The following is a 14,363-nucleotide window of genomic DNA, read 5'->3' as shown; positions in this document are numbered from 1 at the left end:
GTCAGTCGATCTCCGTCAGTCTTACCCGGCGGATGGCGATGCGGTCGCCCGTCTCGTCAGGCTGGGTCCGCGCGATGAAGATGTCGCGGCCTAGTCGAGCCATGGTTGGGAAGTTTACGGAAGCACCCGCCGAATTTGTCGCCAGCACCTCCTGTGCCACACATCCGATTTCCCTTTCCGCCCGGCACAGCATGAGCGCTTCATTCCCGCCGGTCCATTCGACCCAGGACACCAACGCGGTCCCGTCCTCGAGCAGTTCGACATCGACCCGGCCCATGGGATTGCCGAGATCGACCCGGACCGGCGCACCAAAGCTGCGGCCCGCGTCGTCAGAGAAGGCCACTTTGACAGCCGCAAGGTCGTTTGCACCGGTGAACCATGCGACGGCCGCGTCATGGCCATCCGCAGCAATTGCCGGACCATTGACCGGGCATCCCGCCAACTCCCACCCATCATTGTGAACCGTCACGGGCCTTTGCCATCCATCAACTGTCAGCCGCGCGACGGAGATATCCCGAATCTCACCATCCGTCCGGTCTCGGTAAGCGGCGAGTATGGTGCCATCCCCTGTTGCGGCGAGGCTTGTCTGGCAACAGGAGCAGGTCTGTAGATCGACGGCAACGTCGCGGCCGAGAGAGCCGTCGCTTATCAGCGTCGTTGCCCGCAATTGCATGGCATCAGGCGTCGTGGAGGCTTCGCTGCGATCGGCACCATAGGCGCGCCCATCAAGCCAGATGACGGCCAGACTCTCCGCACCCGCAGGCAGCATCGACACGAACCCGTGCTGCGCAAAAGACCTGTCTTCATGGGGGATCAGCGGTTCGCTCCAGGAGGCGCCACCGTCGCGCGACAGCGCGATCTCGACTTGATAGTCAAAACTCGACGGGCCGATTTCACGAAGCCAGTGAACCGCGATCGTGCCATTGTCGAAGAGTGCGATACCGGGAAAGTCGGCCCAGTTTACAAAGAGATCGGACCCCTGATGCACGAGGCGTGGTTCGGACCAGCCTTGCGCGGACCGGCGGCCCATCATGACTTTGGTTTGATCCCCTTCGTGCTCGAGCCAGCTCATGTAGAGCAGGCCATCGTGGCTCGTAAGAGACGGTTCATGCGCTCCTGGTAGCGACGGCAGAACAATGTCTTCTACCTGATCGACAAGTACAGCACCCGTCTGAGCCGTTCCGACTTGCGGCAGCACGAAGCCACTCGCCGCGATCACTAAACCAAGGAGCCCGCACAAAGCCTTCGCGCTTCGCAGGCCCTGCGAGCGTCTATGATCTCTGGTTTTCGTTCGGCATGTCATAACGCGCAGAATAGATTGATCTTTCCCAAATGACCCGAACTTCCTTTGTCGCAAAATGTATCAACGTGATGTTGGCCCTTGACCTTCCAGCGACTGGAAGCCCTATGTCACGCCTCATGATAGGCGCGAGACAACAAAACTCTGAACAGGACGCCAGGCAGCCGTGGGGTTGGCCATGATGTTTCGGCTTGCCTTACTGCTCCTTCTGGTGCTCGCGATCTCCGTTCTAGCATTGCCGGATGTTCTGGGCTTTGACATCAATCTTCCCGAACGTGAGGACCTTGACCGCTGGATCGATGCCGCGGGACTTATGGGGCCCATACTTGTGGTCGCGCTCATGACGGCGGCAATCGTTGCTAGTCCGTTGCCCTCCGCCCCGATCGCGCTCGCTGCCGGCGCCGCTTATGGCCACACGTTCGGGACGCTACTTGTCGTCCTCGGTGCGGAACTCGGGGCACTCGGCGCCTTTCTCCTCGCTCGTTGGCTCGGCCAACCCTTCGTCGAACGCCACTTCGGCCAAAAGACAGGCCCGTACTTTCTCGGGTCGCAGAACACCCTGACTTTTCTGGTTTTCGGAAGCCGGCTGTTGCCGTTTCTTTCCTTCGACATGATCAGTTATGCGGCCGGGCTGAGTAAACTGCATCTGTGGCGCTTCGCGCTGGCGACCCTGGCCGGAATCATCCCGGCGAGTTTTCTTCTCGCGCATCTCGGAAGCGAGGCCATGAACGGGGATGCCCGCACCGCCACCTGGACGGCAGTCGCGCTCGGCGGGTTTACCGCATTGTCCCTGCTTTTCGCCATTTGGCGCGAACGCCGCCCTACAAGGAAAGAGAGCTGACATGGCATCCCATTCTCACGCCGGACACATGCCCACGTCGGGCAAGGCGCTGGTCATCTCCGCCTGGCTGACGGGTGTCTATTTCGTGATTGAACTGGCTGTGGGGCTCTGGACCGGCTCGATTGCCGTCCTGTCGGATGCGTTTCACACCCTATCGGCGGTTGGCGGCGTTCTGGTGGCGATCATCGCGCAGCGCATTGCCCGCCGCCCGGCGGATTCGGCGCGCAGTTTCGGCTGGTACCGCGCCGAGATCATCGGGGCGCTGGTGAATGGCGGCTTTCTTCTCGGCATGGCGCTTCTGGTGATCGGGATGGGCGCGATGCGGCTCGGGAATCCGATTCACCTGGCCACAGGCCCCATGCTTTGGGTCGCCTTCGGTGGCCTGGTCACCGAGGTGATCTCGCTGGGGCTGATGTGGCAATCGAGCAAGGACGATCTGAATGCCCGTGGTGCGCTCTGGCATATCATCCAGACCTTTGTCGGCAGTCTCCTGATCATTGTCACCGCTCTGGTGATCGAGTTCACCGGCTTTCTGGCAATTGACCCGATCCTCGGCATGGCCTTCGGGGTGGTTCTCCTCTGGGCCTCCGTCGGTGTCATCAAAGAAGCGATCCACATTCTCATGGAAGGCACGCCCGAGGGAACGGATCTCGAGGCTGTGACGGCGGACCTGCGCGGCCAGGACGGAGTTCTGGATGTTCACCACGTGCATGCCTGGACACTGACCAGCGGCAAACACGTATTTTCTGCCCATATCCGCCATGGTGTGCCCGCAGAGGCCGCGGACCTGCTGAACCGGGCCTATCATCGACTGACGGAACAATATGGGTTTCACATGGTCACGCTGCAGCTCGAAACCGAGTGTCTCGACGAGCGCCACGCGCGGGATCTCGATGTGACGCTCCCGGAAGGCCAACGCGTGTCGCCCGCCGCCGCAGACACCCATGCCGCCCATGCAGACCCGCTCGACAGCGCGGCGCACGACGCTAAACTCACTGACAACTCCTAGAGGACCTCCCAATGAAACGACGCACATTTTTGATGACAGGCGCGGCTGCCACCCTGGCATTACCCGTTGCCGCTGACACGGCATCCCTTCTGAAGGTGCTCAAAACACCAACCTGTGGATGCTGCTCCGCCTGGGTTGATCATGTCCGGCAGGCTGGGTTCGCGGTCGAGGCGCAGGATGTCGATCAAGATCAACTTTGGGCGTTCAAAGATCGGCTGCAAATCGCACCGGAACTGGCTGGATGCCACACGGCGGTCGTAGGCGACTATTTCATCGAAGGCCACGTGCCTGCCGCTGACATCAATCGGCTGCTGGCAGAACAACCGGTAGCACGCGGGTTGACGGTCCCCGGCATGCCGATGAGTTCGCCCGGCATGGCCGGTCCCGGGGCCGGAGACACTTTTGATACCTTGCTTGTTGGCTCCGACGGGGTGACCTCGGTCTTCGCGAACCACAGCTGATCAGGTCATGGGCGCAGGTGATAGATCCCGCGGGACGGATTCATGACCCGCCCGTCCTTCACAAGCTCTCGCAGCGCCCTGTAAGTCGCCTCATGGCTTAGCTGTAACCGGGCGGCGAACTCGATCACGGAGCCTTCGAGCAGGCCCGCGACCAGCCCCGCCATCACCCGGCCTTCTGCGCGCCGAATGCCGACGATCTCCAGCATCTGTCGCTGCACCTGTATCTGTTGAGCCGCCTGACGGCCATAGGCGCGCGCAAACGCCGGGTCGACCAAAGCGGCCAAGATGGCTGCCTTGTCGATCCGGATCAACGCCCCGGCCTCAACACAGACCGCATCGCAATGATAGACCTCGGAAAACACGGAGGCTTCGGCAAAGCTTGTTCCGGCTTGGGCACGGTGGATGATGAACCGCTCGCCATCTGGTCCGACCCGCTCGAGATGCACGCGTCCGGTCTGCACGACATAGAGACCGTGGGTGGGGTCGCCTTGGTGAAACACCACATCGCCAACCGCGCCGGAAAGTGGGCGCAGGGCTGAGCTCGGGATATGATCATAGGGATCTGGCAACATATGATTGAAATCATATTGCGATGCGCGCGCCCCTGCTAGCCTAAATACGACAGCACCCCACCGAAGGATCCGTCCATGCGTCTCATTCCCCTCCTCCTTGCCATAGGGATGGCCGCACCCGTGGCGGCCCAGCACGCCCATTCCGCGACCGGTCACGACATGGGAGGTCCCCATGAAACCGGGCAATCAGCCTTTGCCGCCCTGGCGGAAATCGTTGCGATCCTGCAGGCCGATCCCGAGACGGATTGGGAGCGGGTCGATATCGACGGATTGCGCCGTCATCTGATCGATATGGATCTCCTGACTAAGGATGCCGTGGTCACCCGCACCCTGCGACCGGAAGGGGCCCGGTTCGAGATTCGGGGCACCCCCCGTGTTCTCGAGGCCATCCGCGCCATGGTGCCCGCCCATGCCCCCTTTCTCGCGGCCGAGACCGGCTGGGACGTTGTGACAGAGGACCTCGACGATGGCGTGGGGCTCAGTGTCGATGGCGATGCCGCGCAGATACAGGGGCTCGGCTTCTTTGGCCTGATGACCATCGGGGCGCATCACCAGGAGCACCACCTCATGATGGCAAAAGGCGCAGCCCCGCACCATTGATGCGCCGAAACGACTTGTTTGTTGGCCGTAGAGAGGTGCGCTGACAAAACGTTACATCTCGCGCCTTGACCTTCCCGCGCTGGAGACACAGACACATGCCCCATGATGGAAGCGTCAGAGGATACCGCGCGCAGGGATTTCCTGTACTTCGCAACGGCCGGGGCGGGGGTCGTGGCCACTGGGGCTGCGCTCTGGCCTCTGGTGAACCAGATGAACCCTTCCGCCGATGTCCGCGCTCTGGCACAAATCACCGTCGATATCTCCGGTCTCGCGCCCGGAACGCAATTGACCGTCAACTGGCGCGGAAAACCTGTCTTTATCCGTCATCGCACAGAGGCAGAGATTGGTCAGGCCCGGGCAGATGTGGTCACTGACCTGCCCGACAGCCAGGCGCGCAACCCCAATCTGCCTGCCGATGCGCTGGCAAGCGATGAGAATCGCGCCGTTGTGGGTTACGAGGCTTATCTGGTGATGATCGGTGTCTGTACGCATCTGGGCTGTGTCCCTCTGGGGGACGGGGCGGGGGATTTCGGGGGCTGGTTCTGCCCCTGTCATGGCTCACATTACGACGCGGCTGGGCGGATTCGCAAAGGTCCGGCGCCCGAGAATCTGTACATTCCACCGCTGTCGCTCTCAGGGGACATGGTGCTGACCCTCGGATAGTGGGCGCAGCAATTCCCGAAAGCACTGCCGAATGAAGGTCAATTCCATAAGATGAGCACTGCTGCGACGTTGAGCGTCAAAACTCAACCGTTACAGAAATACAGGTTCCAACAATAAGATCATAAATTACTAATAAGTGTCGTTACTCTCCCGGGAAAGCATGGCTTTCACTGAACATCTCGAATTGCTGCGCTGCCAATTTCGTCAGATGAAACAAAAAGCGCGCTTATGTGGGTTCAAATGCGGATTTCGTCACCGCAAAGAAATAATTAGCATTGGCTATATGACGGTAGTAGAGCAGTGCTTCCCAGCTTGTCTTTTTCGCCTCATACGCAATCTGGCGAAACCGGCCATTAGTGCGACTGCGGCGAAAGCCGGGTTTGTCCCGCTCTTCAGTCATTCGCTACACGACGCATCAAGGACCGGAGAGCGGACACTGCGGCCGGTCGACCTCCGGTGACGAATGGCTGGTGTCTGCACTTAGCGTCCGAGTGGCCTGGGGACCGACGCAACAAGCTTCGAATTGCGGCAGGCGCAAACGAGAGCATCGGGCAAGCTCGAAAGCGGCCGCTCATCAACAAAGTACCCGATCAAAAGCGTCAGGTGGCCGCTCGGAGCTGATTGTGTTGAAAAACTCGGTGTCCGACCCGGAACGGTCAAATTCAGAGAACTTTTTCCCGCGACAGCCCGCTTTTGCAAACATCTTTTCATGAGGCCCAGTCTTCAGGGAGAATGTTCCAAAATTTTGGACCAAATTTCGCTGCGTCGAGTTTTTCAACACAATCAGCCCATAGTCGACCTTGGGGACCGCCGCAGCATTAGTCGCCAATGTTGGATGGCAGTCGTTCGTGATGCTTAGCACGATAGGCTAGAAAACGGAGTGAGACCCAACCGTTTCCGCAACAACGTTTTTGAGCCGGCTGCATGGTTGCGTTGGTGGCTGGTAAGGCGTATAATACCTTATGGCGAAACGCGTTCGTAGGTCAGATACAAGCAGCCACTGGGAACGGGTCTATCAAACCAATCATCCTCAGGCGGTAAGCTGGTTTCAGCAAGAGCCAACGATCTCAATTCAACTTGTCCAAAACAGCGGTGTCAAAAAGACAGATCCGATCATTGATGTAGGCGGTGGTGCGTCCACGCTTGTCGACTGTCTGGCATCGCGCGGTTATGCGAATTTGACTGTTCTGGATATCTCGTCCGCGGCAATCGAGCTTTCGAGAGAAAGGATGAGTGCCGCTTCCAGTAGGATCGCGTGGTATACGGCCGACATAACCTCGTTTGAGCCGCCGAATGTCTACTCTCTTTGGCATGATCGCGCGGTTTTCCATTTTCTCACGAAACGATTGGAACGAAAGAAATATGTAGAAGTCTTGAAACGGTCAGTGCCTACTAACGGTCATGTCATTATTGCTACTTTCTCAGTTGGTGGGCCGGAGAAATGCAGCGGACTAGAGGTTGTGCAATACGACGCATCGAAACTTCTCGCCGTCTTGGGCGATGGCTTTCAATTGATTGAAGAGGTTGGTGAAATACATCTTACCCCCCAAGGAAGAGAGCAGAAGTTTTCCTATTTTAGGATGATCAGACTATAAAGTCGGGTTCGCTCCGGGACATCAATTCAGGAACGATCGCAATATCTGCAGATTTCTACGATTTTGATGGTAGGTTGTCATTAGGAGCGATGGTCAATGGCAGACAGTATCCTTCGATGGCTGGAAGAAAATGGGCTTGAGAAATACAGCGACGTATTTATCGAGAACGAAATTACAGTTCATGAACTTCACGATCTGACGGAAGACGATTTGAAGGAGCTGGGTCTGCCGATGGGCCCGCGCAAACGTTTCCAACGCGCTCTCAATCAGAAGGAAAGCGCCACTGCTACCGTTGTTGCTAAAGAGCCCGACTTAGACGAAGCTGGTCAAAGCAATGCCACCGAGCGTCGTCAGCTGACAATCATGTTTTGTGATCTTGTCGGTTCCACCACGTTATCCGAACAAATTGACCCTGAAGATTTGCGGGAAGTGATGCGTCGATATCAGGACGCAGTCGCCGGCGCGGCGACACGCTATGGTGGGCACATTGCGAAGTATCTTGGCGACGGGGTGTTGACCTATTTCGGATGGCCGCAGGCGTACGAAGATCAGGCAGAAAGAGCCGTGCGCGCGGGCTTGGACGCGATTGCAGAAGTCGAGAAGCTATCTGTCAGCGGACAGGAGCCATTGAAGGCGCGTGTTGGCATTGCCACAGGGATTGTTGTTGTAGGCGATCTTGTCGGCAAATCTGGCCGCGAGGCCAAGGCCGTAACCGGGCAGACACCCAATTTGGCGGCGAGACTGCAGGGACTTGCCGAACCTGGAGAAGTGGTGGTCAGCGGCAATACGCGTCGGGTTATCGGTTCAATGTTTGAATGGGAGGCTCTTGGTGCCCAGGAACTCAAGGGGTTTTCCGAACCTGTTCAGGCATGGCGTGTGGCAAGCTCTAGAACAGTGGAAAACCGCTTTGAAGCGAGACAAGGTGTGACGCCTGAGTCCCTTGTGGGCCGGGAGCATGAACTGGGGTTGTTGCTGGAAAGATGGGAACTCGCAAAACAGGGTGAAAGCCAAATTGTAGAGTTGTCCGGAGAAGCCGGTATAGGCAAGTCCCGCATTGTACGCGCGTTGCTGGATGCTATCGCTGACGACGAGCATTTCAGATTGAGCTACAATTGCTCTCCTCACCACACCAACAGTGCCTATTATCCAATTGTGCGACGACTTGAGCAGGCCGCCGGTTTCCTGAGTGCGGACGACGCCAACAAAAAACTGGACAAGCTTGAGAACCTTTTGCGTTTGTCCGGTCAGGATACCTCGGACGACGCCCCGTGGTTTGCAATTCTTCTGTCGCTGCCAGTAGAAGCGCGCTTTGGCAAACTTGATCTGACCCCGCAACGCCGCCGCGAAGGTATAACCAAGGCGCTGTTGAATCAGGTGTTGGCGCTGGCCCAGTTCAAGCCAGTTCTGTTTGTCGTCGAAGATATGCACTGGGTCGATCCCACCACACGGGATTTTCTGGATCTATTGGCCCATCATGTCGCCGATATCCCGGTGCTGATACTGGCAACCGACCGCCAGCAGAATTCCCTTTCGGGCGCGGCAAATTCACATGTCACATCGATCTCCCTGAATCGGCTAAGTCGTGCTCAAAGCAAGCAGATCATCCAGATATCCGGGGGCGCCGGTTTCTCAGAAGACGTTATTGATCAGATCGTAGCACGGGCAGACGGCGTGCCGTTGTACGTTGAGGAACTGGCACGATCTGTCGCGGAAGCTGAGGGCGAAGCAGGGTCAACAGAGATTCCGGAGACCTTACATGATTCTCTTATGGCACGGCTGGATCGACTGGGAACTGCAAAAGAGGTTGCTCAGATTGGCTCGGTAATCGGCAGGGATTTTGGACATCAACTATTGGCGGTGGTCGCATCCAAACCGGAAAAAGAACTAACCGCTGCTCTGGATGCGATGGTCGATGCGGAGCTAGTGTCGCGACGAGGCGTGCCACCGGACATTGTCTATACTTTCAAACATGCGCTGGTTCAGGGGGTAGCCTATCAATCTTTGCTGAAGCGAAACCGCCAGGTTCTCCATCAAAGGGTCGCAGAAACGCTCGATGAACAGTTTGCGAGTTTGACACACAATCAGCCGGAGCTTGTGGCTTATCACTTCAACGAAGCAGGGCTTGCCGAAAAATCGGTTCCCCATTGGCTCAAAGCCGGCCAACAGGCCATTGAGAGATCCGCAAACCTGGAGGCGATTGCACATCTTAACACCGGGCTCGACATTTTGGGAACGCTGCCACATTCCCCGGATCGCGATGCGCAGGAGCTTGAGTTCCGCCTTGCTTTGGGTCCGGCGCTGATGTCGATCAAGGGGTTGGCCGCGGCCGAAGCTGAGGAGATGTATTTAAGGGCCAGAGAACTTTGCGAGTCATCCGGTGGCGCTGCGCAATCCTATCAGGCTGCTTGGGGATTGTGGCTTGTTTATCAACAACGTGGGCAAATCGATTTGGCGCAATCAGCGACCCAAGAAGTTCTCTCACTGGCCGAAAAGCAAAAGGAAAATGTGGACTATCTTTTGCAAGCCCACCATGCGGCTTGGACAACGCAACTCTTTGTTGGAAACAATCTCGAAAGTCAAAGTCACCTGATCGAAGGCGACGCTTTGTACGATCTCGAAAAACACCGCAATCATGCCTTCACATATGGAGGACATGATCCCGGAGTCTGCGCCAAAACCACGGCATCCGAGGCTCTCTTTTTGCTGGGATATCCGGAGCAAGCCGCGGCAAAGGCCGAAGACGGAGTCGCTCTGGCGAACAAGATTGCCCACCCCTTCAGTCTCGCCATGGCCCACTATTTCATGGCTCAGGTCTATCAGTATCGATTGGAGATAGACACCGTAGGCCATCAGGCCCAGGTTGCCATCGACATGTGTGAAAAGAATGGTTTCGAGAGTTTCCATGCACAGGCAACCGTACTCTTGGGGTGGGCAACGGCGGCGTCCGGCGAAAGCAACCTCGGGATCGAAACCATCCAAAGGGGGCTCAAAGCCTGGCAAGCAACCGGAACGGGTATGCGACGCCCCTATTTCTTGGCCCTTCTAGGTGACGCGCTGTTCCGAGCCAACTTGCTTACCGAAGGAATTGAGGTTGTCTCAGAAGCTGAGGCTCTGATCAAAAAGACCGGAGAAACCCGCTGGCAGGCTGAAACGTTGCGTCTAAAGGGAGCACTGCTCGAGCAGAACAATTCTGCCGCTGATGACGTAGAAGTCGCCTATCAACATGCACTGGACATCGCTCAGCAGCAGGATGCGAAAAGCCTCCAACTGCGAGCTGCGATCAGCCTGTGCCGCTTTTGGCAAAGCGCGGAACGTCAACAAGAAGCCCATGAACTGCTGGTCCCACTCTTCAGTTGGTTTTCAGAGGGGTTTGAAACGCCAGATCTTATTGCGGCCAAAACGTTGTTGCGCGAACTTCAGTGATCTTCTGACGCAATGGTTGCTATTTGCCGGTTGTCGGAACGCTCGGAAATTCCGGCGGTCGACGTCGGCTCTGACCGATAGAAAATAGCACGCAACGGCATCTTCGTCCCGCATCTGAGACATCCCAGGCGTGCGCAGCGATCGACCGGTTTTCCGCACTGCGGTCATTGGTGCGTCGACCCGTTGAAACCGCCGCCCGAAGCGGACGTCGCCTGGAAGGCACAGCACACAAAGCTTGGAGTTAATCTACTTTCAACTCGTTGTAGGAGAGCATTACGTGTTCTCGGAAGGCGGGCCGTTCGGCGAGACTTTTGTAATAGGCTTGCACATTCGGCAAGTCGGCACGGCGTATCCCGATATCGTAATACCGAAAAAGAATGTGACCAAACTGTATGTCAGCAAGTGTGAGTTCGTCGCCTACGATAAAGGAACGCGTAGCAAGAGCAGTATCGGCAATTGACAGCTTTTGTTCCAGAGCATCGACTGCCGTCTGAATAGTCTTTTGATCGCGTTGCGCCATTGGAGTTCTCACGACACGCCAAAAGACCGGTACCGTGAAGGCCATAGCAACGTTGAGCTTGGCCCACTCTGCCCATCGATCAACGTCAGCCCGAGCGACCACATCACCGGGCCAAAAGCTATCACTGCCATACCTTGCTGCGAGATATCTACAGATTGCGCCGGTTTCCCAAAGCGGCCCGAGGTTCGGGTCCCTCAGCACAGGGATGGTACCGTTTGGGTTCATGGCGAGAAAGTCGTCACTATCAGTACCGCCATAGATACCTCCCGCATCATGACGGACGTATTTCAAGCCCAGCTCTCCGATGCACCACATCAAGGCCTGTACATTCGATGAAGTTTTCCGACCCCATACTTCCAACATGCCAAGTCACCCCATAAACTTTAAAGAGCTTGACGTGGCACGAACCCAAATTCAAGGACCGGTTCGTCCTGCAGTGCCGTCGCTCAGGCATCCGTCGGGCAGCGAAACCTGACAGAAAGAGTCGGATGACGGCAGAGAGCCCAGAGGAGGCGTATGGGAAGCCTTGCCGATGTTCCCTGTTATGTCGCCGCACCAACAACCAGTTGGAAAACCTCCAGTGGTTCACGAAGCCCCTTGAGGGTCAGTTCTCCGCGCGACATGATCTGAAATTCGTCCTCGACCGCGATGGCCGCTCTCGGGCTGAGAAGGATTTCGCCATCTTCGGCTTCGTCGCACAGTCGTGAGGCAAGGTTGATCGCGGTGCCCGAGGCGGTGTAGTCGAACCTGCCTTCGAACCCGACCATTCCAACCGTTGCATACCCGAGCGAGAGTCCGACACCGAAGCCCAACCGGTAGCCCATGCGTTTCCATTTCTGGCACAGCTCGGACATCCGGGTGCGCATCGCGATGGCCAGTCGAACGGCATCCCCAGCCGGATTGTCGCAGGGTATGGGGTCGTTGAACAGCACCATGATCCCGTCGCCCGAACGGTGATCGACCCCTGCTCCATGCGCGTTGATAAGCCTGCCCATCTCCTCGTGGTAGGTCTGCAGAACTTCGATGGTCTCTTCCGGCTCGGCGGTTTCGCAAAAGGCTGTGAAGCCGCGGATGTCGCAGAATAACACGCCAAGCAGCGCGCGGTGGCTCTTGAGCATATCTTCTGAGCCAGACGAGACCACGGTGTCCGCCACGGCGGTGGGCAGGAACCGCTTCAGCAGGCTCATCCGCTCGATCTCGCCCACCTGATCCTCCACCCGTGTTTCAAGTTCGGCATTGAGCAGTTCCAGCGCCCTGAACTGACGGACGTTTTCGATGGCAATCACAGCTTGTGCGGCGAAGTTTTCTAAGAGTGCGATCTGATCGGGCGCGAAGGGACGCACCTCGCGGCGGTACAGGTTGATAGTGCCGAAACAAAGATCGTCCTTGATCAAGGGTACCACCAGGTAAGAACGCACACCTTCCAGAGTGACCAGCTCGGCGCGGCGCGGATCATCCATTCCAAAGTTCGGATCGTTAGAGAGATCCTCGACATGGATGGCCTTGAGGGTGCGGATGGCGTGTGAGGTTGTCAGATCCGAGCCGTCCAGCGCTTCCAGCTGGTGGCTCCAGATCTTGCCTATCTCGGGGCCTGCGCCCAGATGGGTGGGCACGCGGAAGGCAGTGCCGTCTTCGGTGACGACACTCATGAAGGCCAACGGAGCCTCGCAGAGCCGCGAGGCATTCTCAAGGATCGTCTCGAAGACCGGCACATCGTCGTCGCGCGACTGACTGATGACATGGAGGATGTCTGCCGAGGCCGCCTCGCGCGCCAAACGCTCCTGCACCTCTCGAAACTGGTGCACGTTCTCGATCGCGATCACCGCCTGATCCGCGAAGGTTTTCACTAGCGCGATCTGATCTTCGGTAAATGGGATAGGTTCTTTCCGAAACAACACCAAACAGCCAAGGCTAGTTTTACTGGATATGAGTGGCACGGCGAGAAACGCGCGGATGCCCTCTTCGTCTACAACCGCACGCGTCATGGGATCGCCATCGCGGTAGCGGTCTGTCTGCTGCACGTCAGCCACGTGTGCGACCTTGCCATTGCGCACGGCGGCAACGTGGAGAAAGTCGCTGTCGAGAGGCCAGACCCAGCGATCCGAAGGGATCACACGCTCGGATAGGCCCCAAGTCGCAACTTCGCGCAGGGTTTGCCTGTCTTCGTCCACAAGATCCAGATCCGCGAGCTGCGCGTCGCAGAGCCGCGCAGCATTACGCAGAACGACATCGAAGACGGGCAAGTCGTCATCGCGATTGTGGCTGATCACGTTCAGGATTTCCGCAGAGGCCTTCTCTCGTTCCAAGCGGTTCCTAACCTCGAGGAACTGGCGCACGTTCTCGATTGCGATTACCGCCTGAGCCGCGAAGCCTTCGATCAAGGCGATTTCGTCGTCATCGAACGGCTGCAGCTTCAAACGACTCAGCACAATCGTCCCGATCGCTTTGCCTCCAATTAGTAGCGGCACACAAAGCCGAGTGCGCAGCCCCTCGGCATCAACCATGCGACGATAGGTTGGATCCCCGTCCAGATAGGGCGTGCTCTCCTTCATATCCGTCACATGAATCGTGCGGGCCTCGCGAAAGGACTGGGCGACTGGCAGTGGCGCGTCCACGGACCATGTGGTTTCAGTAGCGACAGGGACCTTCCAATCTCCCAAATGCGCTGCCATGTGAAAGGTGCCTTGCGCCTCGTTCAGAAGCATGAGCGCGGCCACCGGCACGTCACACAGTTGAGTGGCGCTATTTAGGATGGCTTCGAAAACGGGTTGCTCATCTTTCCGGCTCTGGCTGACAACTCCCAGAATCTCTTGCGTCGCAGCCAGTCGCTCCCGCGCGCCGTTTAGCTCTTCTTTCAGGCGCGCCAGATCAGCACTGAGTTGTTTATTCATGCCAAGATGCCCCAAGCCATGCTGTGAACTTTGTCGGCATGGTAGGTGGGCGTGCCTGTTATGACCAGCGGATTGGCGATTGGCCGCTTCTCTAATCGGGCGTTTGGGTCAAGTTCAATTCATCGTCTTGTTTCCGTTCTTTGGGATCAGGTCTCTCATCCGGGTCAAGCTTCTCTTCGCAGTCATTGTTGGTCCGGTTCGGTTGGACCGCTGCATGCATGTGTCGGATCGGTCGCGGAGCGCCCAGCTTAGTCTCGCGCTTCGAGTGGCGCAGCAGCCATTTTCGGCGTCATCCACAGACTGTCCGTCGTCAGGGATTTTGGAACCAAGAGCGGCTTAAACTAAGTGAGAGTTTGGCTCATCTGGTTAGTGTGATTATGCGGCGTGTTTGCCGTGATGCAAGCGTCGCGTTTCGAGCGTCTTGCGTTTGATCCTTTCGCGTTGTTTTAGAATGGCTTTGTCACGCCCGAAGTAGACATCTGCGGGCG

Annotated in this window: 11 protein-coding genes; 7 read left to right on the top strand and 4 right to left on the bottom strand. The window is 57.5% G+C overall.

Annotated elements, in window-relative coordinates:
- Window position 1: 1 nt before the first annotated feature.
- Window positions 2-1,072: a sialidase family protein gene (locus C8N31_RS15330; RefSeq protein WP_231476827.1), complete on the bottom strand. Its 1,071-nt coding sequence runs from the start codon at window positions 1,070-1,072 to the stop codon at window positions 2-4.
- Window positions 1,073-1,478: 406 nt separating this feature from the next.
- Here C8N31_RS15330 and C8N31_RS15325 point away from each other — a divergent pair, with 406 nt between their 5' ends.
- Genes C8N31_RS15325 through C8N31_RS15315 form a run of 3 tightly spaced genes read left to right on the top strand, consistent with a single transcriptional unit; the run spans window position 1,479 to window position 3,611 of the window.
- Window positions 1,479-2,141: a TVP38/TMEM64 family protein gene (locus C8N31_RS15325; RefSeq protein ID WP_025048606.1), complete on the top strand. Its 663-nt coding sequence runs from the start codon at window positions 1,479-1,481 to the stop codon at window positions 2,139-2,141.
- Between the two features lies 1 nt (window position 2,142).
- Window positions 2,143-3,150 carry a cation diffusion facilitator family transporter gene (locus C8N31_RS15320; RefSeq protein ID WP_025048605.1) on the top strand — a complete coding sequence of 336 codons (1,008 nt, stop codon included), beginning with the start codon at window positions 2,143-2,145 and terminating at the stop codon, window positions 3,148-3,150.
- Between the two features lie 11 nt (window positions 3,151-3,161).
- Window positions 3,162-3,611 carry a DUF411 domain-containing protein gene (locus C8N31_RS15315; protein WP_025048604.1) on the top strand — a complete coding sequence of 150 codons (450 nt, stop codon included), beginning with the start codon at window positions 3,162-3,164 and terminating at the stop codon, window positions 3,609-3,611.
- 5 nt (window positions 3,612-3,616) lie between these two features.
- Here C8N31_RS15315 and C8N31_RS15310 read toward each other — a convergent pair whose 3' ends face one another.
- Window positions 3,617-4,183 carry a Crp/Fnr family transcriptional regulator gene (locus tag C8N31_RS15310; protein WP_025048603.1) on the bottom strand — a complete coding sequence of 189 codons (567 nt, stop codon included), beginning with the start codon at window positions 4,181-4,183 and terminating at the stop codon, window positions 3,617-3,619.
- A gap of 75 nt (window positions 4,184-4,258) precedes the next feature.
- Between C8N31_RS15310 and C8N31_RS15305 the strand changes: the two genes are divergently transcribed.
- From C8N31_RS15305 to C8N31_RS15280, 4 genes are all read left to right on the top strand, one after another.
- Window positions 4,259-4,783: a hypothetical protein gene (locus C8N31_RS15305; protein WP_025048602.1), complete on the top strand. Its 525-nt coding sequence runs from the start codon at window positions 4,259-4,261 to the stop codon at window positions 4,781-4,783.
- 105 nt (window positions 4,784-4,888) lie between these two features.
- Window positions 4,889-5,446: a ubiquinol-cytochrome c reductase iron-sulfur subunit gene (gene petA, locus C8N31_RS15300; protein WP_025048601.1), complete on the top strand. Its 558-nt coding sequence runs from the start codon at window positions 4,889-4,891 to the stop codon at window positions 5,444-5,446.
- A 962-nt stretch (window positions 5,447-6,408) separates the two neighbouring features.
- Window positions 6,409-7,041, top strand: a complete 633-nt coding sequence (locus C8N31_RS15285; RefSeq protein ID WP_025048599.1) for a class I SAM-dependent methyltransferase — start codon at window positions 6,409-6,411, stop codon at window positions 7,039-7,041.
- Window positions 7,042-7,137: 96 nt separating this feature from the next.
- Window positions 7,138-10,464: an adenylate/guanylate cyclase domain-containing protein gene (locus C8N31_RS15280; protein WP_025048598.1), complete on the top strand. Its 3,327-nt coding sequence runs from the start codon at window positions 7,138-7,140 to the stop codon at window positions 10,462-10,464.
- 241 nt (window positions 10,465-10,705) lie between these two features.
- Here C8N31_RS15280 and C8N31_RS15275 read toward each other — a convergent pair whose 3' ends face one another.
- Together C8N31_RS15275 and C8N31_RS15270 are read right to left on the bottom strand one after the other, a co-directional pair.
- Window positions 10,706-11,347 carry a glutathione S-transferase family protein gene (locus tag C8N31_RS15275; protein ID WP_025048597.1) on the bottom strand — a complete coding sequence of 214 codons (642 nt, stop codon included), beginning with the start codon at window positions 11,345-11,347 and terminating at the stop codon, window positions 10,706-10,708.
- Window positions 11,348-11,526: 179 nt separating this feature from the next.
- Window positions 11,527-13,875: a GAF domain-containing protein gene (locus C8N31_RS15270; RefSeq protein WP_025048596.1), complete on the bottom strand. Its 2,349-nt coding sequence runs from the start codon at window positions 13,873-13,875 to the stop codon at window positions 11,527-11,529.
- Window positions 13,876-14,363: the final 488 nt, after the last annotated feature.

The organism is Sulfitobacter mediterraneus (genome assembly GCF_003054325.1).
Lineage (GTDB): Bacteria > Pseudomonadota > Alphaproteobacteria > Rhodobacterales > Rhodobacteraceae > Sulfitobacter > Sulfitobacter mediterraneus.
Note: the sequence above shows the minus strand (reverse complement) of the source record. Positions and strands in the feature narration are given on the sequence as shown.